Source organism: Clostridium sp. RTP31139st1_H3_RTP31139_211217 (assembly GCF_040227035.1).
GTDB classification, from domain to species: Bacteria; Bacillota; Clostridia; order Clostridiales; family Clostridiaceae; genus Clostridium; species Clostridium saudiense.
In genome coordinates, this window is the sequence record NZ_JBCOAB010000014.1 from 1 (window position 1) to 19,958 (window position 19,958).

The window sequence follows — 19,958 nt, forward strand, 5'->3', positions numbered from 1 at the left end:
TGTACAATTATTTTTTTGAAAATATAGAAAAAGAGCTATCGCTAGCGGATTTTTTTACCCGCTATTGCGACAGCTCCTTATTTATTTATCCTTCAACATTAGTAATCCATTCTTTAACTTGTGGAGTTAAAGAAGCCATATTTTTAGATTCAACTTTAGAAACAAATAATAAATCTTTGCTACCAACCTTAGGTGAAAGTCTTTCTAAAATTTCATCTGCATTTAGAGAAGTATGTACAAGGTAGCTAGTAGGCATAAAGTGAGCCCATCTACCTAAAGTTTCAATTTCACAAACTAAATCGTAATCAGGATCGCCTCCACAATTACAGTTTTCTCCATGTTCATGGTCATGGTGATGAGAGTTGCTTTGCATATGGTAAGTTATAAAATAAACTGACATATAAAAATCTCCTTAAATATTATTAGTATTATTAACAGTATAGAGTTATTGAAATGTAAAGTCAATTGAAATAAAAAATCAATTAATTACTACAAATCAAAATCTCTCTTTAATTTTATTATTAATCAAAAATACAATAGATATGAATTAAATTTTAAATTATTTTAATAGATAAAAAAGAAGATTTAAGTTATATAAACTGTGGTACCATACGGAATATTATCATAAATCCATTTAGCATTTACTTTAGCAAGCCTAATACAGCCATTACTAATTTTAAAGCCAAGGCGCCCGTCTCTAACAGTATTATCTAAGTTATATATAATTGAGTGGAAGAGATAATTACCTTTAAATTGCGTGTAATAATAACAAACATATCCATGATTTTCCCCAAAAGAATAGCCTTTAGCACCAACTTTAAATGTACCTAAAGGTGTAGGAGTAGAAGGTTTTCCAATAGAACAAATATAATTTTTTACTAGGATCCAGTTATTTTTAGCTCCAGAAAATATATTAACCTGAAAATTTTTAGTATCAACCCAAATAAGATATTTAGTACTGCTAGATAAGTTACTATTATTTACAAATTGAGTAGAAGTATCATTATAATTTGATGGAAGTCTATAATTGTGAGTTAATATATATTTTGAAAAAATTATTTTATTATATAAGTTTTTAAGAGTATTATAAAATGCCATAAAATCTCTCTCTTTTAATTACTAAACATTTTAGTTTATGAATGTTTAACTTATAATGTTCGAATAAAGAGGAGAGTTTTTTATTTGCTATTATTTTTAGAAAGATAATTTTCTTAAATATCTTTTTTTATACTTTAGTTTAGCTATTGTAGTAATATCTTGTAATGTTAGAAAGTTAGTAACTCCACCTACTACTCCTACAATAGGAAGCCCTTGAATAAATTTTGAAGTTAACATATATACGGAAATTTTATTAGAGGTTTCAATTAGCATATCTTCTATATTATAAGTAGGATTTTTATTGTTATCTATTTCATCTGATATTAAATCAATTTTATCGAAGTAATGACTTCTTTCTTTACCAGAAGTAACAGTAGCACAAATTATATTTAAAATAAATGCTTTTTCACTTTCTGTTGAATAATCAAATCCATAACTTAAACTAATTTCATATATTGATTTTAATATTACTCCAATATAAATAGGTATATCAGGTAAGCCTATTCCAAGCAAACCAAGTGCAGAGCCTTCTACAATAGTTAAAGATTTATTGAAAATTGTTTTCTTGTTTGTGGATTTATCTATTTTTCTTAAGTTCTTTCTCGTTGGATATTTATTAACAGCATAAGTATTAATATCATATTCCATATTAATATTTTCTTTATTATAAGTTTTTTCTATAACAGCAGTACCTTTATCAAATACTACCTTGAATCCTTTTTGAAAAGCTAATTCTAAAGTTGATTGTAATTTATCAGGAACCATACCTTCTATTTTATCTTTAATTGGAGATATTTTATTTTTTATATAATTATCATTAGGTTCTTTTAGTAACTTTTCTTCTTTTTTAGTTATTATTTTTAATTGTTTTTGAATTAAATTATTTCTATTTGAATCCTTTTTCATAATAACATCCTTAAAATATATTTATTCATTAAAGTATAGCATAAGTTAATAAAAATTATTAATATTTTGATTTATATTAGTGAAGAAAATTAATTTATATCAATTAAAAGCAAAAAAATCCACAATAAATTTTGTGGATTTTTTATATTAACAGTTATTTACTATCTAGTCGTTGTAACACTTTTACATATTTAGGTTTAAGGTAACAATGACACGTCCCTAGCTTAGAATCTAGTTTATAAAGTTTTTTCAATTCCATTAACATTAGCTTGCTCATTATCATCAATAGGAATAACGATATATTTTTTACCATCAATTATTTTTGTTTCTATTTGTTCAACTTTTTCAGGATTTACTTTAACCACTATATCAGCATTTAAAGAAGAATCAATATCATTTTCAGAAATAGTATCACTATTTATTGATTTTACTTCTTCTTTAATTTCGGAAGTATCATTAAAATCCTCATTAGATTCAAAATTTGTTATTTCTTCTAAATTATTTTCAGTAGATATATTATCATTAGGGTTTTCTTCATTACCTTCATAATTAATTGATTCAATGGCCGCTTCAGATTCAAGCTCTGATGGAATTACATTGTTTTCAAAGTTACTTGAAGCAGTTTGAGTAACCCTTTCAAGTTTATTTTCAAGAATTTTCACTTGTTTTTCTAGCATTTCTTCTTTTTTCTTTTGGGCTTTAGCTGCAAGAGCTTTATTATCTATTAGTATATCCGCTATAGGAGGTGTATCCCCAAAATTTTCTGAATATGACTTTTCAATTTTAGTTGTAATTTCATCAGGTACACCACTTAATGCCAAGATTTCTTGAACTACATCGTTAGTTAATACTATAGGTTCATCAGTATCTTCATAAATACTATTATGTTCTTCAATCTTATTATTTAAGCTTTCTTGGATTTCCATAAAGAAATGATCGGCTTTTTTTTCATCAGGACCAAGAGCATCTCTAACAATATCATTAAAGGCTTCTTTTTGTTCTGTATTAGTTTGTTTTGAAGGACAACCTAAAACATTTTCCATTAACTCAGGATGAGTATCTTTTGCATTTTTAGTATAATACATTACAGAATTAACATCTGTACTACGATTTATAAAAGCAGGGAATACGAAACCATTACTTGGTGCTTCTACAACCCAATCTCTTGTACGTGATTTTATTGAATTTTCTTCTTCAAAGTATCTTAGCCCAGCTTTTGATAGTTCAACGGGACATATTGCACATAAAATATATTCATATACTTCTTCAGATTCATCTAGTTTTGCATTATCTTTAGTTTTTGTAATTACATCATAAGCATCATGGAATAAAAGAATTAAGAAGTTACCAGTATAATCATAATTTTCTATAATTGAATTATAAAATTCATCAAGTAAAGCATCATCTTTTAATCCACTGTTTTTTAGTTTCATAAAAGAAAGTTGTTTTTCATTTATATGTTCTTCATTAAGTTCAAAGTTAAGCTCTAAAATATTATTTCCAATAGTTCCAGATAGAACTTTTTTAGCAATTTCTAAAAATTTAAAATAATCATCTTCTTCTAAATTCAAAAATGTTTCTCTAAATTTTAAAAGTACATTTTTTTCACCATTAACATAGCAACCACACATTTTTGTAAAAGTACAATGGTCTTTTTTAAAACGCTTTTTTAATTCTAATATATCTTTTTTTCTCATAGATATTCCTTTCATCACATTAATTCTTATTAAAACATAGTAAAGAATATGTTACCAATATAAGTATAATATTCATTGAAAGTCTCTGCAAGTAATTAAAATTTGGATTAAGCAATATTTATCTTATGGTTAGCCGGTGTAATATTCTCACCTTTTTAGGTATGAGATAATAACCGCCACACACCATAAGGCAATGAATTCTTAGCTTAATGTGGAGTTAAGACTCCATAGCAAGATTATAATTCAGTTTATAATAATAGAAAAAGTTGGTATAATATTAATAAATAACAAATGATTAAGGGGGAAGTATGAGGGAAAATATAAAGTTAGTAGAGGAATTAATAAAATTATTATTTTCGTTAATAATTTTATTAGTAATGATTATTTATTTAGTTGGATCTATAAAGGAAATTTTTACTGGAAATAATGCTTTAAGTTTTATTCCAAATGAATTAATGATGATAATAAATATTTTAGGAAATATTGCAGTTATAATTAATATAACTAGACTATTAATAGGAATGGTAAAAAAAGAGTTTAATAAAATTTTAAGTTAAATGAGAGGAGTCAGTTATGGAAAATTTTAAATTTAATGCTTATACTGAAATGCTATTTGGAAAAGGTCAAATCGAAAAATTACCAGAAGTAATAAATAGATTTGGTAAAAATGTTTTACTTGCTTATGGTGGAGGAAGTATAAAGAAAAATGGAATATATGATAAAGTAAAAGAGTTACTTAAAGATTGTAATATAGTTGAACTTGATAAGATTGAACCAAATCCTAGAATTGAAACTGTTAGAAGAGGGGTTGACCTGTGTAGAGAAAATAACATTGATGTTATCTTAGCTGTTGGAGGAGGAAGTACTATAGATTGTTCAAAGGTTGTAGCTGCAGGTGCTTTTTATGAAGGAGATGCTTGGGATTTAGTAACGAATTCTGAAAAGATAAATAAAGTTTTACCTATAGTAACTATTTTAACGTTAGCAGCTACAGGATCAGAAATGAATGGAAATGCGGTTATTACTAAAATGGATACAAATGAAAAGCTTGGTACAGGAAGTGATAAATTAAAGCCACAGGTTTCTATTTTAGATCCAGAATATTTATATACATTACCAGCAATTCAAACAGCTGCAGGAACAGCAGATATTATGTCACATATTTTTGAAAGTTATTTTAAAAAGACAAAAGGAGCTTTCGTTCAAGATAAATTTTCAGAGGGGTTATTAGAAACTTGTATTAAGTATTGTCCAATTGCTTTAAAAGATCCTAAAAATTATGAGGCAAGAGCAAATTTAATGTGGGCTAGTTCAATGGCTTTAAATGGCCTTTGTGGATCAGGAAAACCAGGAGCATGGACTTGTCATCCAATAGAGCATGAGTTAAGTGCATTTTATGATATTACGCATGGTGTAGGACTTGCAATTGTAACTCCTAGATGGATGAGATATATATTAAGCGATGAAACTGTAGATAAATTTGTTGATTATGCAGTAAATGTATGGCATTTAGATTCTAATAAGAATAAGTTTGAATTAGCTAACGAAGGAATTGATTTAACAGAAAAATTCTTTAAGGATTGCGGAATTCCAATGACTTTAAAGGAAGTTAATATTGATGAAACTCATTTTGATGAAATGGCAAAAGGTGCCGTTAAGCATGGAGCTTTAGAATATGCATATGTTCCATTAAATGAAGAGGATGTTAAGAAAATTTTAGAAATGTGTTTATAGTAATTTGGGTTATGCCAGGTAGTGAGAGAAAACTACCTGGCATTATTTTATTAATAAAATTATAAATTTCCATAAATTGCTTTATTGTTCTTTTAAATAAGATTAAAATTAATATAATTAAAAAAATATATTATCTTGTGAAAGAAAATGATTATTTTTTTCTTATAAGGTAAAAATCGAGTAATGGGGGAAGTAATATGGATATTTTGACTTATAATTTAAAAGGAAAAAGTGTAAACTCCAATGCATATTATGAAAAACTCAAAGCAGTAAGCAATAGAATAAAAAATTTATTATTTGATTATGGAAAAATACAAATAGAAGAATTTATGATATATGTTGTAAAAAATAATATTGAGGATTTAAGAACAAAAGATGAATATGCTATAGAGTTTTTAATGATAGGGGCTATGTTAAAGGACTATAGAAAATATATTAAAAAAATAAATAAGGGAACTTTACGTTTATTTAAAATATTTAATAAATTAAGAGAAGGCAAAAGTTTAAATAGAAATATAGATAAAATAAGAGGATATTTAATAAGTAATATTTTAATGAAAGAAGTCAGCGAAAATGATAATTATGATATTAATATCCTTATAAATTGGATGGGAGCTAGTGGAGATTTTAAGGAAGAAGTTTACCGAATGAAAGTATGGGGAGATTTTCTTAAAGTTAAGGATGAAGAATATAAGAGAAAGTTTTTTAAGCAGTCTTTAAGCATTGCTGAAAGTATGTGTAATATTTGTGATGGAACAATTGGATTATATATAAAGCAACTTGATATTTTTTTGAAAAAAGCAAAAAATAAATATAAAAATAGAGAAGATTTAATTTATTGCACTAAGGGGAAGGTACAGTATTATTTTAATATGGTATCTTCACAAATAATGAATGAAGTATATAGCGAGCAGTTTTTACAATGTAAAGATAAGAAAATATTTGCTCCAGGATGTATGAGACAGGTAAAAAGTAAATGTAAAGCAGTTGAAGGCGAATATGGATTAAGATGCAAAAGATGTAGTGCAAATTGTAATATTAATAAATTAAATAATTTGATGGAAAATAGATATATAGATGTATGTATAATACCTCATGAAACAATAATAAATAAAATAGATGTAAAAGATAAAAATAAAATAGGAATTATAGGAATAGCATGTATACCTAACTTGATGTCTGGAGGTTGGAAGGCATTACGATTAGGTTTTATTCCACAATGTGTTTTATTAGATTATTCGGGGTGTAGTAAGCATTGGCTTGATAAAGAAAAGATGACAGAAATTAATGAACTTTATCTAGAAAAAGAAATATTAGGTAAGAAGCATTAGATAGAAAGAGGGAGTAAAAGGTGTTTTTCTATATTGTACTACCATTAATATTTATGATTCCTTTAGGAATATATATGTATTTTTTTATTAGAAGAATTTTAGGTTTGCTTATGAAGAGCAAAAAAGTTAAGCAACAAAAAATTATAAGTTTAGTTTTAACCTTAATTATAATGATACCAGCATTAAAAGTTTGGGGAACATGGGCAGTTGTAGTATTTCATATTGTTATAATTGCATGGGCAGTTGAATTAGTTTATTTTATTGTAAAGGAATTTACTAATAATAGTTTCATTAAAGTAATTTATAGAAGTGGAATTATACCATTATCATTAACAGCAATTTTAATTGTTTATGGATATATAAATGTTAATAATATAATTGAAAAAGATTATACTGTGTATACAAATAAAAATATTAGGAGTGAAGGCTATAGAGTGGATTTTATATCAGACCTTCATTTTGGTACTACTATGGATAATGAGACATTGCAAAAATACTGTGATAAAATATCAAAAACTAATGCAGATGTAGTAATATTAGGTGGAGATATTGTAGATGAAAGTACGACTTTAAAACAAATGCAAGATGCATTTAAAATATTATCAACTATTAAAAGTAATTATGGTGTATATTACGTATATGGAAATCATGATAAATCTACATATACAGTAGATCCTAATTATACTGAAGAAGAGTTAGAGGAAGCAATAATAAATTCAGGAATAAAAATACTTGCAGATGATATATATGAAATAAATGATGAACTATGTATAATAGGAAGAAAAGATAGATCTTATGTAGATGAAACTAGAAAATCATCACAAGAGCTATCAAAAGAAGTTAGTGATGATTATTATAAAATAATAGTTGATCATGAGCCTTGTGAATTAAAAGAAAATAGTGAAAATGGATATGATTTAATGCTTTCTGGACATACACATTATGGTCAAATATGGCCACTAGGACGATTAATGGAGTTGTTTAACATTAATGAAATGGAATATGGATATGAAAAAAAAGATGATATGGATATAATAGTATCTTGTGGAATAGCAGGTTGGGGATATCCATTAAGAACAGAAAAACATTGTGAATATGTAGTAATTGATATTGTGAGGAAATAAATTTTGGAAAGAGAAGAAGTAGAATTATTACCATCAGGGTTAATAACCTGTTTATTGAATAGTAAAGAAGTAAGAATAATGAAAATATCTCCTGAAAGGTTAACTATAAGATTAGCACAAGAGGTAAAGGAAATAAATGAATTAAAGGTTATATTTTATGTATTTGATGAAAATAGATATAAAGAAATAACTATAGAAAAATATAATTTGATAAATAAGGGAAAGCATGAGTTTTATGTAACTTATGTTTTTTCTATTAAAGATGAAATTTATTTACAAAATGTGAGAAATGCTTTTAACAATTATACTCGATATATTAGATTGAAGGCATATAGTGATGATAATGATTTTTCTAATGAGATGGTAGGATATCCATCAGAAAAAGATTATGATTTCTATGAAGATTATATAAGTCAAAAGCAAGAGTGGATGGCAAATTTAAATTATGATAGCTTTAATTATAGAATTTTAAATTCAGTAGAATTAGTCATTAATGTAGATAATTATGAGCTATATAATAAATATTTAAATGAAGACATAGAAACATTTATGAGCAATTATTTAAAAGATAATTTTATAGAAAAGCATAAGCTTATGTATAAAAATATATCAAGAATTTATGTTGGAAATGAGTTTTGTCATAATTTATTTCCAAGTAAAAGAATGCTTATAGATATAATAAAAAAGGCAAATAATGAGGGCTTAGAAGTAACAATTTGCTTTACATATGTTAGAGAGTGTTATATTGATAAAATAAAATCTATAATAAATGAAATATATAATTGGTGTAATGAAAATAATAAAAAAATAGAAATAGTAATAAATGATTGGGGAATGTTAAAGGTAGTAGAAAATAAACAAGATTATTTGACTTTATGTTTAGGTGTTTTGTTAAATAAAAGAAAAAAGGATCCTAGATATATTTATAAAAATGGATATAATGAAAACAAGGCATTAATAGGTGATAATAGTCTTAATAGTAAGATATTTAGTGAATTTTTAAAAGATAATAATATAAATAGATTTGAGTATGAAAGCTGTGGGTACAAACTTAATATAGCAAAAGGAAATCATACTTTACATATGCCTTTTTATGTTACTAATACATCACAATATTGTACATTATATGCAAAATGTACAAGGATGAATAGAGGAAGGCAAAAGCTTGTAATGGGATGTCCAATGTATTGTAAGGATTATATATTTTCATATCCAAAGCACTTAAAAATGGTTGGAAAATATAATTCACTATTTTCATTTGACGATACTTTATTACACGATTCAAAAAAATTAGAACAATATATAAATGAAGGAATAGATAGAATTTTATTAAACTTTATTTAAAGTAAAAGAGGAAAATAACATGAAGATAGTAGCTGGAATGGGAAGTATTGATGATTATATTAGATTAGTTAAAGCAGGAGCAGATGAAGTATTTTGTGGATATGTGCCTTATGAGTGGAATAAAAAATATGGTAGCTTATTTCCTTTAAATAGAAGAGAAGTGCTTTATTATAACATTCAAATAAATTCATTAGAAGATATGAAGATATTAAAAAGAATGGTAGATGTTTATAAGGTTCCAGTAAGTATTACATTTAATTATTTATATTATTTAGAAGAACAATATGAAATAATATCTTATATAATGCAAGATTTAATAGAAATTGGATTTGATGAATTTATAATTGCAGATATTGCACTTATATTATATTTAAAAGAAAAAAATATAAAATGTAAAATACATTTAAGTGGTGAAACTGCTGAAATAAATAGTCTTTCTATAGAGTTCTTTAATAAACTTAATATATCTAGGTATGTTTTTCATAGAAAGAATACAATAGAAGATATGAAAGCATGTATAAAAAATAATACAGTAAAAAATTTACAATATGAAGCATTTATATTAAATGAAATGTGTCATTATAGTGGAGCTTTTTGCAGTTCTTTGCATTGTGATGAACTAGCTCATTTATGCAAAATGCCATATGATTTAGTAAAAATAAATAGATTGGTTAATAATTTTCCAGAGGTTGATAAAAAGCTTGAACTTTATTATGACGAATTAGAGAAGGAAATTCTTTATTTTGAAGATGAGAATGAAGAAAGATATACTTTAGGGAGTACAGGGTGTGGAATTTGTAAATTAAAAAAATTAAAAGAAGCAGGGGTTACTCATCTTAAGGTTGTTGGAAGAGGTAAGTATATTGATGATATGGAGAAAGATATTATTGGCTTAAAAAAGGCTATTAGTATGCTTGAAAATATCGATTATGAAGAATTTGAGAAAGATATAAAAGATAAGCTATTTAAGAATGGTTGTAGCGGAGAATGTTATTATTAAAATTATGAAGGAAAAGTATTTATTTTGGAGTATATGAAGAAGTGCTTTTTTTTACTGAAAATAGTAGTATTATAGTTCTAGATGCAATTTAGTTCTCTATGTGTATATAGAAAAAAAGAAATATTATTATTGAAGGAAATATTGAAATTCAAGGTGAGATTTCATAAATTCCAGAAAAGATAATATTTCTTTTTTCGTTATTACACTTTAAAGATAAATTATTGTGTTATATATTTGCTAGTGAAGTTAGAGACTGTTGTCCAATATGTTTCGGGATCAACCTCTGAAGCTTTAGCATGTCCAGCATTTTTTATTGTTAACATTTCCTTTTCAGAGCTTGTAGCATTATATAATTCTTCCATCATATAATAAGGAACAAAATCATCTTCATCACCATGAATAAATAAAATTGGAGTCTTAGATTTTGCAACTTGCTTTAAAGTGGAAGCTTCACCTAAGAAATAACCAGCCCTCACTTTAGCAACTAAAGATGATACATTAAGTATTGGAAATTCAGGTAGAGAAAATAAATCATCTAGTTGATAAGCAAATTCATCCCAAACAGAAGTATATCCACAGTCAGCAACAATTGCTTTTACATTAGAAGGTAAATCTTCACCAGATACCATAGATACAGTAGCTGCACCCATAGAAACACCATGTAATACAATTTCAGCATTAGGATTATATTCTAATATTGTATTTATCCAATCGATAATATCTAATCTATCATCCCATCCCATACCGATATAATCACCTTCACTTAAGCCATGTGATCTTAAATCAGGTATTAAAACATTATAACCCATGTCATAATAATTTTTGGCATAAGAACTCATATTAATACCTTCACTTGTATAACCATGAACAGTAATAACCCATTTGTTTGAGTCATTTTGATTTAAAACCTTATAAGCATGTAAATTTAGGTTATCAAAAGAAGTTAGAGTTTCATCGGTATAATTAGATTCAGTAAGTAGCCATTGAATATCACTATCTAACACTTGTCCACTTGTTGCTTCTGCCTCTTCTGGTGTTCCAAAAACAATATCTTTAGGGGTATCAGGATTTAAAGCCAAATTATAAAAATAATTTCCTACAAAGCTTAATCCTAGAATAAGAATAACTAAAATAGAACTTATAGCTATTCCAATAATTTTCTTTTTCTTCATTGTTAATTCTCCTTTGTATAATAAAATAATTTGATAATCAAATATTAAGTGAATTTATTCTATCATGGTTTAAAAGAATGTACAATACAATAAATTTAATATAGTAATTTAAATTAGCTTTTATTTTCTACTATGGATTATAAAAGCTTTGGCTGATATAATGTGTTTTAGAATATTTACAAACGAGGAGTAATTACATGAAATATTATTTAGCACCAATGGAAGGAATAACAGGGCATATATATAGAAATGCTTACGAAAAATACTTTCACAATATAGATAAATACTTTACACCATTCATTGTACCTAATGAAAGCTTGAGTCTTAAAACTAAAGAGTTAAGAGATATGCTACCAGAAAATAATGAGGGTTTAAATATAGTTCCACAAATATTAACCAATAATGCAGAAGGATTTGTATTAACTGCTAATAAGCTTAAACAATTAGGATACGAAGAAATTAATTTAAACTTAGGTTGCCCTGCAGGGACTGTTGTTTCTAAAAAAAGAGGGTCAGGATTTTTAGCTTATCCAGAAGAATTAGATAGATTTTTAGATGAGATATATAAAATTAATGATATGAAAATATCAATAAAAACTAGATTAGGAAAAGAAAGAGCAGATGAATTTTATAAGTTAATAGAAATTTATAATAAGTATCCTCTTGAAGAATTAATAATTCATCCTAGAACAAGAGAAGATTTTTATGGTAATACACCAAACCTAGAAATTTTCAAAGAATCATTAAAGTTAAGTAAACATTCAATTTGTTATAATGGAGATATTTTTACAGTTGATAATTATAATAAAATAGTAAAAGAATTTCCGCAGGTAGATAAAATAATGATTGGAAGAGGAATATTAGCTAATCCTGGTTTAATCGATGAAATTAAGGAAAATAAATTTATTACTAAAGAAATTTTAAAGCAATTCCATGATGAGATTTTTGAAAATTATACAATTCTTTTAAAAGAAGATAAAAATGCAATGTATAGAATGAAAGAACTATGGGGTTATATGTCTCATATATTTACTAATAATAAAAAATATTATAAGAAAATAAAAAAAGCACAAAAGGCAATAGATTATAAAGTAGCTGTTAATAGCCTATTTGCAGAGCAGGAGATTATAAAAGGTGCTGGATTATTTAGTAATGAAGAATAAAAATATTAATATAATATTATGAGTATAAATTTATGTTTATAAAATAAAAAGTTTAAATATTGTAAAAGTTGATATAAAAGGTTATAATTGTTTTATTGATATGAGCAAGGGTGCTAAAAGAGTTTTCTTTTAGTGCCCTTGCTTATTATTTAATAGGAGGTATAAGTGTATGAAAAAGGTATTTTATAATGGGAGGATAATCACACTTGAAGGAAATGAAAGTGTAGAATCAGTTTTTATAGAAAATGGAAAAATAAATGAAATAGGAAATTATGAAGATATAATAAAAAAGTATTCTGAAGTTGAAAAGATAAATTTGGAGGGTAAAACATTAATACCAGCATTTTTAGATCCGCATAGTCACTTTTCAGGTGCAGCAAGTGCTCTTTTACAAGTACCATTAGAAGAAGCAGTTTCAATAGACGAGGTATTAGAAAAGTTAAGTGATTTTGTTAAAAGTGATAATTTGCAAGAAAATAAATGGGTTATAGGTAAAGGATATGACCATAATAATTTTGTAGAAAAAGCTCATCCAACTTGTGAAGATTTAGATAAAGTAAGTACTAAAGTTCCAATTGTTATTCAACATAAATCAGGCCATGCAGGAGTGTTTAATTCTAAGGCGTTAGAGTTACTAGGTGTAACTGTAGATACTGTATCTCCTGAAGGTGGATTAATAGGTAAAAAGGATAATAAGTTGACTGGATATATGGAAGAAACAGCATTTATGAAATATATGAAAGAAGCTGCAATGCCAGATGCAAATGAATTATTTAATGCATATATTCAAGTACAAGAAAAATATTTATCTCATGGAATAGCAACAGTTCAAGAGGGAATGATGGTTTCTCAAATGATTTCATTATATGAGGCTTTAATAAATAATAATATGTTGAAAGTAGATTTAGTTGGTTATTCAGAAGTTTCTTCAGCGGAAAAATTATTTTCTAAATTTAAAGATTCAATAATGAAATATAACAAAAATTTTAAGTTGGGCGGATATAAGATATTTTTAGATGGATCACCACAAGCACGTACTGCATGGATGCTTACACCTTATTTAGGAGAAGATACATATTATGGTTATGGCACAATGAAATATGAAGATGTTTATAATGCTATAAAAGAAGCAACAAAAAATAATGTACAAATACTAGCGCATTGTAATGGAGATGCAGCTGCTCAACAATTTATAGATGCTATTAAAAAGGTACAAGAAGATGGATATGATGTAAAAAGTTTAAGACCAGTTATGATTCATTCACAATTGCTTAGAATAGAGCAATTAGAAGATGTTAAAAAGTTAGGTATCATACCATCATTCTTTGTGGCACATGTATATCACTGGGGAGATGTTCACATTAATAATTTTGGATTTGAAAGAGCATCAAAAATCAGTCCAACTGCTTCTGCCTTAGAAAATGGTATTACTTTTACATTCCATCAAGATTCACCAGTTATTGAACCAAATATGATGGAAACTATACATTGTGCAGTTAATAGAAAAACAAAAAGTGGAGTTTTATTAGGAGAAAATGAAAGAATAAGTGTAATAGAAGCATTAAAAGCAGTTACTATAAATGCAGCATACCAATATTTTGAAGAAGATAAAAAAGGAAGTATTAAAGTTGGCAAAAATGCTGATTTTGTAATTTTAGATAAAAATCCATTAGAAGTTCCTATTGAGCATTTAAAAGATATAAAAATATTAGAAACCATAAAAGATGGAGTTACAATATATAAGAGAAATAAATAATGTGTTTAGCATAATTAAATTTGGAAATATCTTTATTTATATTTAGTAGCAAATTAACTTTAAAATTACGTGGTAGTTTTAAATATTAATTTGCTACTTTTTATATTTAAAATAAAATATAGTACATAAGTTTGGTATTGGTAAAAAATAATTTTGACTAAAACAAAAAAAAATATATAATAGAATAAGTGATTTTTTTGCAAAAATAGAATACGGGGTGACTTAATTTAATGGAAGATAAAAATAAACTTCAAGAGGAAATAACGAAGGCAGACTTTAAGAATGCCGAAAAAATGTGGAAAAGCCTAGATGAAGATTGCACATTAAATTCATTTTTAGAAAAGATGACTAAAGATGAATTAGTTAAAATAGCTAAAAAATATTCAGTAAGAGGTATTACAACATTAAAAAAAGCAGAAGCTGTTGAAAGAATTAAAGAGGTTGTTTTAAATAAGGTTAGTATTGCATTAGAATTAATGGAAGAAAGCACTTTAAAATTCGTAGAAGAATTACTTAATGTAAGCGGATTAAAAAAATATGAATGTAATGAGTTAATTTATATAAATTACTTAAGAAATAGAGGATTAGCTTTTTCAGGTATTAAGGAAGAAGAAGCCTTTGTAGTAATGCCAGAAGAATTAAAAGAAGTTATTTCTAAGCAAATTAATAAAGAGCTTAAGGAAAAAGTTAGATTAAATGAAGAAGTAACTAAGGCTATTGCAGGAATGGTTTACTATTATGGAGTATGTAGCTTTGATTTAATAAAATCTAATTTAGAGAATATCTTTGGGAAAACTTTTGAAGTTTCATATTTAAACGGATTAATAGCAAATGGTGAAGAATTAGGATATGATTATGTTATAGATGGAGATATGATTTGTCATATAGACGTTGAAGATGTAGATAATATAATGAAGCTTCAAAAAGATGCTAAAAATGATTATTATAAATTTGATAAAAAGTCATTAATTAAAGCTGGTAAAATTGACTTTGTTGAAGAAAATAAGCAAGGAAATAAATTAGAAAAAGTTCTTGGTGAGTTATTTGTAATAGATAAGAATATCTTAAGAGAGGAAATGGATGGATTTATAGTTGCTATAAAGAATGAAGTTGCAAAAGAAGAAGCTATAGATATTTTCCTTCAAGCATATGAAATTCAATCTGATGAGGAAAGAAAGATATTTATATATGAATTAGAGTTATTTGCTAAGAGCATAAGAAGATGGTCATTAAAGGGATACACTGAAGATGAAATAGCAAAACTTCAATCAAGAGTTGTCAATGTTGTTAAGATTGGAAGAAATGACCCTTGTATTTGTGGTAGTGGGAAAAAATATAAAAAGTGTTGTGGATAAACAATATATAATGGATTTTGGGGGAATGCTGTTAAAAAGCATTCTCTTTTTCTATATAATTATATATATTAGTTGATAAATAATTTCAAATAATACTGGCTTAATTTGCATAATCTATTTTATAATAATAGTATATTTTTAATTTTTTTTGGGAGAGTGAAACAAATGATACGAAATGAAGCTGAAGATGTATTAAATAGCCTGTTAGTAGACTTATTTAATGACATATTAAAGATTGAAGGATCTGTTCTTAAGGCTGGAGAGTTTAGTGATTTATCGGTTACAGAAATGCACATAATTGAAGCAATTGGATGTGATAGGGAAATGACAATGACTGAAGTTGCTAGAGATTTAGAGATTACTGTTGGAACATTAACAACAGCAATAAATAGATTAATAAAAAAAGAGTATGTAGAAAGAAGAAGAATAGAAGAAGATAGAAGAGTTGTTTTAATAAAATTAACAGGTAAAGGAGAAGAAGCTTTTAAAAGTCATAAACAATTCCATGATGATATGATAAAGAGCATAATGGAAGAGCTTCCACAAGAAGAAGAAGTAGTACTTATTTCATCACTAAAAAGAATGGTTAATTTCTTTGAAACAAAGTATAATTTACATAAGTAAGCCTCCAAATTTTAATTTGGTCAGGCGAACTTACTCAGCCGACCAAAGAAGGCAGAGTTTCATTAATTAGACATAATTTTAATTTGGTTAGGTAATTTTACGCCTACTAATGATATCAAGTAGTGTATTATATTTATTTATTTGAAGAGTATGGAGTATGGGAGAAGGTATTGGTATGAATTTTAGTTCAAGTATGGAAGTTGCAAAGATTGCTACACAGATGGCAATTTCGACTAGGGAAGAAGAAGAGAAGTTAAAAGAAAAATATAAAAGATTAGGAACTTTAGTAACTGCTGTAAACATTGGTGGGAATATAAATGAATCAACTACAAAGATTTTAGAAAGAACTATAGTTGCAGCCAAAAGAAGTGGAGTAATAAGAGAAGAGCATTTACATGAAGGTGGAGTAATTGGAGCAACTAGAGATGCGTTAATGCAAGTAAAAGAAAGAGCTAGCGGTCAAAATGTTGGAGGTAAGGTTGGTATAGCTAGAAGAGGACAACATTTAAGTGTTTGTATATTTTTAAGTGTTGGTCTGTTGCACTTAGATGAAGTGGTGATTGGAATTGGTCATAGAGCTATACCTGAATAAAAAATAAAGAACTGTATTAAAGCTAATAAATTAGTTTTAATACAGTTTTTTTTTATTGAAGCAATAAGGGATAGAAATAAAAACAACAAATGGAATTAAATAATATTATTTACATTATATTCAAAACATGATAATATAAAAATATCAAATTAATAAAATAACTTAACTTTTAGTAACAAAAGTATAAAAAATTACTATAATGATTGAATAAGAATAAATACATATGGGATTTCATCATTATATGAGGTGGGAAAGTAGGTAAGTAGGACAAGTTAGGTTATTTTAAGTTTTAGGAGGATGGAAAGATGGTAGGAAAGAAAAAGTTAGCTCTAATTTTAAGTGGCCTTTTAGTGATGACAGGATTAATGTCTTGTTCAAACGCTAATACGGAAGAAAAGGAAGGAAGTACAACTGAATCAAGTGAAAATGTTGAAAGTGATGGAAAGACATATACTATTGGAGTTAATCAGTTAGTACAACATGATGCATTAGATGCATCAAGACAAGGGTTCATAGAGGGCTTAAAAGAGAAAGGGTTTGAAGAAGGAAAGAATTTAAAGATTGATTACCAAAATGCGCAAGGGGATATGGCTATTGCAAAAACTATTTCAGATCAATTTGTTACATCTAAAGTAGATATGATATTTGCTATAGCAACATCAAGTTTGCAAGCATCATATAATGCAACAAAGGATATACCTATAGTATTTACAGCAGTTACTGATCCAATTGATGCTGGAGTAGCAAATTCTTGGGAAAGTTCAGGAACTAATGTCACAGGTACATCAGATATGGTTTCAATGGAAGAGCAATTAGATTTATTAACAGAATTAGTTCCAGACATAAAAACATTAGGTGTTATTTATAATTCATCAGAAGCTAATTCTTTAGCACAAGTACAAGAGTTAAAAAAAGAGGCTGAGAAAAGAAATATAGATATTAAAGAAATATCTGTTACTACAGTAAATGAAATAAATCAAAATTTAAGTGCAGCATTAGGTTCAATAGATGCATTATATGCACCAACTGATAATACAGTTGCTTCTGCATATGATTTAGTAGGAAATCTTTGTATAAATAAGAATATACCTATTTTATGTGGAGAAGAAGCGGGAGTATCTAAAGGTGGACTTTGCTCAATTGGTATAGACTATTTTAAATTAGGAAAAGAAGCAGGATATAAAGCAGCCGAAATTTTAAATGGTAAGGCTCCTATTGATATAGAAATATCTACTTTAAGTGATATGAGTATAACAATTAATACTGATGTGGTTGAAAAATTAAATATTACAGTTCCAGATGATATTAATTCTAAGGCTACAAAGGTAACTGGAGGGGTTAACTAGTGGATGTAGTAATTAATGCATTAGAGCAAGGTTTATTATTTGCCTTAGTTGCAATGGGAGTTTATATTACTTATAAGATATTAGATTTCCCAGACCTTTCAGTAGATGGTACATTTCCTTTAGGAGCTTCAATATCGGCAGCTCTTTTGATTAATGGAGTAAATCCATGGATTTCGATATTGATAGCTACAATAGGTGGTGCAATTGCAGGTTCTATAACAGGATTTTTACATGTTAAGCTTAAAATAAGCAATTTAATGTCTGGAATACTTGTTATGATGGGACTTTATTCAGTAAATTTAAGAATAATGGGAAAATCAAATATACCTTTATTTAATACAAATTATATTTTTAAAAGCACAGCCGTAAATTCAATTTTTATTATATTGGCTATAGTTGTTGTAGTTAAAATTATTTTAGATTTATTCTTGAAGACAAAAGCTGGATTTTTATTGACAGCAGTAGGAGATAATGAACAAGTAGTATCTTCATTAGGGGTTAATAAAAACTTAGTTAAGGTTTTAGGACTTGCTATTAGCAATGGATTAGTAGCTTTAGCAGGAGCATTAACAGCTCAACATCAAGGATTTGCAGATGTAACTATGGGAACAGGAATTGTTGTAATGGGATTAGCAGCCGTAATAATAGGTGTATCCATTTTTGGAAAGATATCATTTATAAAAGCTACAACCTTATCTATATTTGGAGCAATCATATATAAATTAGTAATTGCAATTGCTTTATGGATGAAACTAAATCCAAATGATTTAAAAATATTAACAGCAGTGTTAGTTGCTGTAGCATTAGCGGCAAATAATAATGTATTCAAATTTAAGCGTAAAAATAGAGATGTAAAATCAATGAGTAATAAAGGTGGTGATGGTGATGCTAAAGATTCAAGGGTTATGCAAAGTATTTAATCCTAACACCGTAAATGAGAATAAAATTTTTGATAATTTTAGTATTGATATAAATAAGGGTGACTTTATTACTATTATTGGTTCAAATGGAGCAGGAAAATCAACATTGTTAAATTTAATAAGTGGTAATATTAATATTGATTCTGGATTAATAGTATTAGATGGTAAAGATGTTTCTTATAAGGAAGAATTTAAAAGAGCAAAATATATAGGTAGGGTTTATCAAAATCCTTCCTTTGGAGTATCACCAAATATGACTATACTAGAAAATTTAGCTTTAGCTGATAATAAAGGAAAAAAATATGGACTTTCTTTTGGGATAAATAAAAAGAGAATAGAGTATTATAAGGAGTTATTAACTAAGCTTGATTTAGGATTAGAGAATAAGCTTTATAACAAAGTTACACTATTATCAGGAGGTCAAAGACAGGCTTTAACATTAATGATGGCAGTTATGTCTGAACCTAAATTACTATTATTAGATGAGCATACAGCTGCATTAGATCCAAAGACATCAGCAAAAATAATGGAGATTACTAAAAATGTAGTTAAAGAAAAGGAAATTACTACATTGATGGTTACTCATAATATGAAGCATGCTTTAGAGTGTGGTAACAGATTACTAATGATGCATGCTGGTAAAGTGATTGTAGATGTTAGTGGAAAAGAAAAGAAAAACTTAACAACTGAAAAGCTTATGGAGATGTTCGGTAAAGCTAATGCTATAGAAGAATTAAGTGATAGAAGTTTATTAACTTCTTTAGCATAAAAATATATTTGAAGGGACTATATACTT

At 26.8% G+C, this 19,958-nt stretch carries 19 protein-coding genes; 14 read left to right on the plus strand and 5 right to left on the minus strand.

All coding sequences use genetic code 11. The features are described from left to right. Positions 1 to 85: 85 nt before the first annotated feature. The 4 genes from ABUA17_RS07970 to ABUA17_RS07985 all read right to left on the minus strand — a co-directional run bounded on the left by ABUA17_RS07970 (position 86) and on the right by ABUA17_RS07985 (position 3,701). Positions 86 to 400 (minus strand): hypothetical protein, encoded by a 315-nt coding sequence (locus tag ABUA17_RS07970; RefSeq protein WP_042395254.1) that lies wholly within the window; start codon positions 398 to 400, stop codon positions 86 to 88. A gap of 185 nt (positions 401 to 585) precedes the next feature. Further along, positions 586 to 1,098, minus strand: coding sequence for a L,D-transpeptidase (locus ABUA17_RS07975; RefSeq protein WP_052330595.1), 513 nt, complete (start codon positions 1,096 to 1,098; stop codon positions 586 to 588). Between the two features lie 96 nt (positions 1,099 to 1,194). Next, positions 1,195 to 2,004: an EcsC family protein gene (locus tag ABUA17_RS07980; RefSeq protein WP_156327407.1), complete on the minus strand. Its 810-nt coding sequence runs from the start codon at positions 2,002 to 2,004 to the stop codon at positions 1,195 to 1,197. 236 nt (positions 2,005 to 2,240) lie between these two features. After that, the gene (locus tag ABUA17_RS07985) at positions 2,241 to 3,701 is read right to left on the minus strand and encodes a DUF4317 domain-containing protein (RefSeq protein WP_042395607.1); all 1,461 of its coding nucleotides are present in this window, start codon (positions 3,699 to 3,701) and stop codon (positions 2,241 to 2,243) included. 308 nt (positions 3,702 to 4,009) lie between these two features. Between ABUA17_RS07985 and ABUA17_RS07990 the strand changes: the two genes are divergently transcribed. The 6 genes from ABUA17_RS07990 to ABUA17_RS08015 all read left to right on the plus strand — a co-directional run bounded on the left by ABUA17_RS07990 (position 4,010) and on the right by ABUA17_RS08015 (position 10,234). Continuing rightward, complete coding sequence (locus ABUA17_RS07990) at positions 4,010 to 4,258, plus strand: hypothetical protein (RefSeq protein WP_195951298.1); 249 nt, start codon at positions 4,010 to 4,012, stop codon at positions 4,256 to 4,258. A gap of 16 nt (positions 4,259 to 4,274) precedes the next feature. Then, the gene (locus ABUA17_RS07995; RefSeq protein ID WP_042395261.1) at positions 4,275 to 5,435 is read left to right on the plus strand and encodes an iron-containing alcohol dehydrogenase; all 1,161 of its coding nucleotides are present in this window, start codon (positions 4,275 to 4,277) and stop codon (positions 5,433 to 5,435) included. Positions 5,436 to 5,632: 197 nt separating this feature from the next. After that, on the plus strand, positions 5,633 to 6,766 hold the full coding sequence (locus ABUA17_RS08000; RefSeq protein ID WP_195951299.1) for a DUF116 domain-containing protein: 1,134 nt from the start codon (positions 5,633 to 5,635) through the stop codon (positions 6,764 to 6,766). 110 nt (positions 6,767 to 6,876) lie between these two features. Then, positions 6,877 to 7,890, plus strand: a complete 1,014-nt coding sequence (locus ABUA17_RS08005) for a metallophosphoesterase (protein ID WP_172676158.1) — start codon at positions 6,877 to 6,879, stop codon at positions 7,888 to 7,890. A gap of 3 nt (positions 7,891 to 7,893) precedes the next feature. Next, complete coding sequence (locus tag ABUA17_RS08010) at positions 7,894 to 9,234, plus strand: hypothetical protein (protein ID WP_195951301.1); 1,341 nt, start codon at positions 7,894 to 7,896, stop codon at positions 9,232 to 9,234. Between the two features lie 19 nt (positions 9,235 to 9,253). Beyond that, entirely contained in the window at positions 9,254 to 10,234 is a 981-nt protein-coding gene (locus ABUA17_RS08015; RefSeq protein WP_055291447.1) for a U32 family peptidase, read from the plus strand. A 218-nt stretch (positions 10,235 to 10,452) separates the two neighbouring features. On the opposite strand, the gene ABUA17_RS08020 is transcribed toward ABUA17_RS08015, so the two are convergent. Beyond that, on the minus strand, positions 10,453 to 11,406 hold the full coding sequence (locus ABUA17_RS08020) for an alpha/beta hydrolase (RefSeq protein WP_195951302.1): 954 nt from the start codon (positions 11,404 to 11,406) through the stop codon (positions 10,453 to 10,455). A 197-nt stretch (positions 11,407 to 11,603) separates the two neighbouring features. Here ABUA17_RS08020 and ABUA17_RS08025 point away from each other — a divergent pair, with 197 nt between their 5' ends. From ABUA17_RS08025 to ABUA17_RS08060, 8 genes are all read left to right on the plus strand, one after another. After that, positions 11,604 to 12,569 carry a tRNA dihydrouridine synthase gene (locus ABUA17_RS08025; protein ID WP_042395270.1) on the plus strand — a complete coding sequence of 322 codons (966 nt, stop codon included), beginning with the start codon at positions 11,604 to 11,606 and terminating at the stop codon, positions 12,567 to 12,569. A gap of 169 nt (positions 12,570 to 12,738) precedes the next feature. Continuing rightward, positions 12,739 to 14,325 carry an amidohydrolase gene (locus ABUA17_RS08030; RefSeq protein ID WP_154820597.1) on the plus strand — a complete coding sequence of 529 codons (1,587 nt, stop codon included), beginning with the start codon at positions 12,739 to 12,741 and terminating at the stop codon, positions 14,323 to 14,325. A 230-nt stretch (positions 14,326 to 14,555) separates the two neighbouring features. Then, complete coding sequence (locus ABUA17_RS08035) at positions 14,556 to 15,680, plus strand: Rho termination factor N-terminal domain-containing protein (protein ID WP_042395276.1); 1,125 nt, start codon at positions 14,556 to 14,558, stop codon at positions 15,678 to 15,680. Between the two features lie 165 nt (positions 15,681 to 15,845). Beyond that, positions 15,846 to 16,304, plus strand: coding sequence for a MarR family winged helix-turn-helix transcriptional regulator (locus ABUA17_RS08040; protein ID WP_042395280.1), 459 nt, complete (start codon positions 15,846 to 15,848; stop codon positions 16,302 to 16,304). A 157-nt stretch (positions 16,305 to 16,461) separates the two neighbouring features. Beyond that, complete coding sequence (locus ABUA17_RS08045) at positions 16,462 to 16,896, plus strand: HutP family protein (RefSeq protein ID WP_242833226.1); 435 nt, start codon at positions 16,462 to 16,464, stop codon at positions 16,894 to 16,896. A 305-nt stretch (positions 16,897 to 17,201) separates the two neighbouring features. After that, entirely contained in the window at positions 17,202 to 18,242 is a 1,041-nt protein-coding gene (locus ABUA17_RS08050; protein WP_154820596.1) for an ABC transporter substrate-binding protein, read from the plus strand. Continuing rightward, on the plus strand, positions 18,242 to 19,162 hold the full coding sequence (locus ABUA17_RS08055) for an ABC transporter permease (RefSeq protein WP_042395287.1): 921 nt from the start codon (positions 18,242 to 18,244) through the stop codon (positions 19,160 to 19,162). The genes ABUA17_RS08050 and ABUA17_RS08055 overlap by 1 nt, the downstream gene beginning before the upstream one ends. Continuing rightward, complete coding sequence (locus ABUA17_RS08060) at positions 19,128 to 19,931, plus strand: ABC transporter ATP-binding protein (RefSeq protein ID WP_154820595.1); 804 nt, start codon at positions 19,128 to 19,130, stop codon at positions 19,929 to 19,931. Before ABUA17_RS08055 ends, ABUA17_RS08060 begins: the two co-directional genes overlap by 35 nt. Positions 19,932 to 19,958: the final 27 nt, after the last annotated feature.

What these genes read in the sequence shown, in the direction of transcription:
- ABUA17_RS08030 (WP_154820597.1), top strand. Translation starts at nt 12,739, where the DNA reads ATGAAAAAGGTATTTTATAATGGGAGGATAATCACACTTGAAGGAAAT.
- ABUA17_RS07985 (WP_042395607.1), bottom strand. Translation starts at nt 3,701, where the DNA reads ATGAGAAAAAAAGATATATTAGAATTAAAAAAGCGTTTTAAAAAAGAC.
- ABUA17_RS07975 (WP_052330595.1), bottom strand. Translation starts at nt 1,098, where the DNA reads ATGGCATTTTATAATACTCTTAAAAACTTATATAATAAAATAATTTTT.
- ABUA17_RS08020 (WP_195951302.1), bottom strand. Translation starts at nt 11,406, where the DNA reads ATGAAGAAAAAGAAAATTATTGGAATAGCTATAAGTTCTATTTTAGTT.
- ABUA17_RS07995 (WP_042395261.1), top strand. Translation starts at nt 4,275, where the DNA reads ATGGAAAATTTTAAATTTAATGCTTATACTGAAATGCTATTTGGAAAA.
- ABUA17_RS07990 (WP_195951298.1), top strand. Translation starts at nt 4,010, where the DNA reads ATGAGGGAAAATATAAAGTTAGTAGAGGAATTAATAAAATTATTATTT.
- ABUA17_RS07980 (WP_156327407.1), bottom strand. Translation starts at nt 2,004, where the DNA reads ATGAAAAAGGATTCAAATAGAAATAATTTAATTCAAAAACAATTAAAA.
- ABUA17_RS08025 (WP_042395270.1), top strand. Translation starts at nt 11,604, where the DNA reads ATGAAATATTATTTAGCACCAATGGAAGGAATAACAGGGCATATATAT.
- ABUA17_RS08035 (WP_042395276.1), top strand. Translation starts at nt 14,556, where the DNA reads ATGGAAGATAAAAATAAACTTCAAGAGGAAATAACGAAGGCAGACTTT.
- ABUA17_RS08015 (WP_055291447.1), top strand. Translation starts at nt 9,254, where the DNA reads ATGAAGATAGTAGCTGGAATGGGAAGTATTGATGATTATATTAGATTA.
- ABUA17_RS08000 (WP_195951299.1), top strand. Translation starts at nt 5,633, where the DNA reads ATGGATATTTTGACTTATAATTTAAAAGGAAAAAGTGTAAACTCCAAT.
- ABUA17_RS08005 (WP_172676158.1), top strand. Translation starts at nt 6,877, where the DNA reads ATGAAGAGCAAAAAAGTTAAGCAACAAAAAATTATAAGTTTAGTTTTA.
- ABUA17_RS08050 (WP_154820596.1), top strand. Translation starts at nt 17,202, where the DNA reads ATGGTAGGAAAGAAAAAGTTAGCTCTAATTTTAAGTGGCCTTTTAGTG.
- ABUA17_RS08045 (WP_242833226.1), top strand. Translation starts at nt 16,462, where the DNA reads ATGGGAGAAGGTATTGGTATGAATTTTAGTTCAAGTATGGAAGTTGCA.
- ABUA17_RS08060 (WP_154820595.1), top strand. Translation starts at nt 19,128, where the DNA reads ATGCTAAAGATTCAAGGGTTATGCAAAGTATTTAATCCTAACACCGTA.
- ABUA17_RS07970 (WP_042395254.1), bottom strand. Translation starts at nt 400, where the DNA reads ATGTCAGTTTATTTTATAACTTACCATATGCAAAGCAACTCTCATCAC.
- ABUA17_RS08040 (WP_042395280.1), top strand. Translation starts at nt 15,846, where the DNA reads ATGATACGAAATGAAGCTGAAGATGTATTAAATAGCCTGTTAGTAGAC.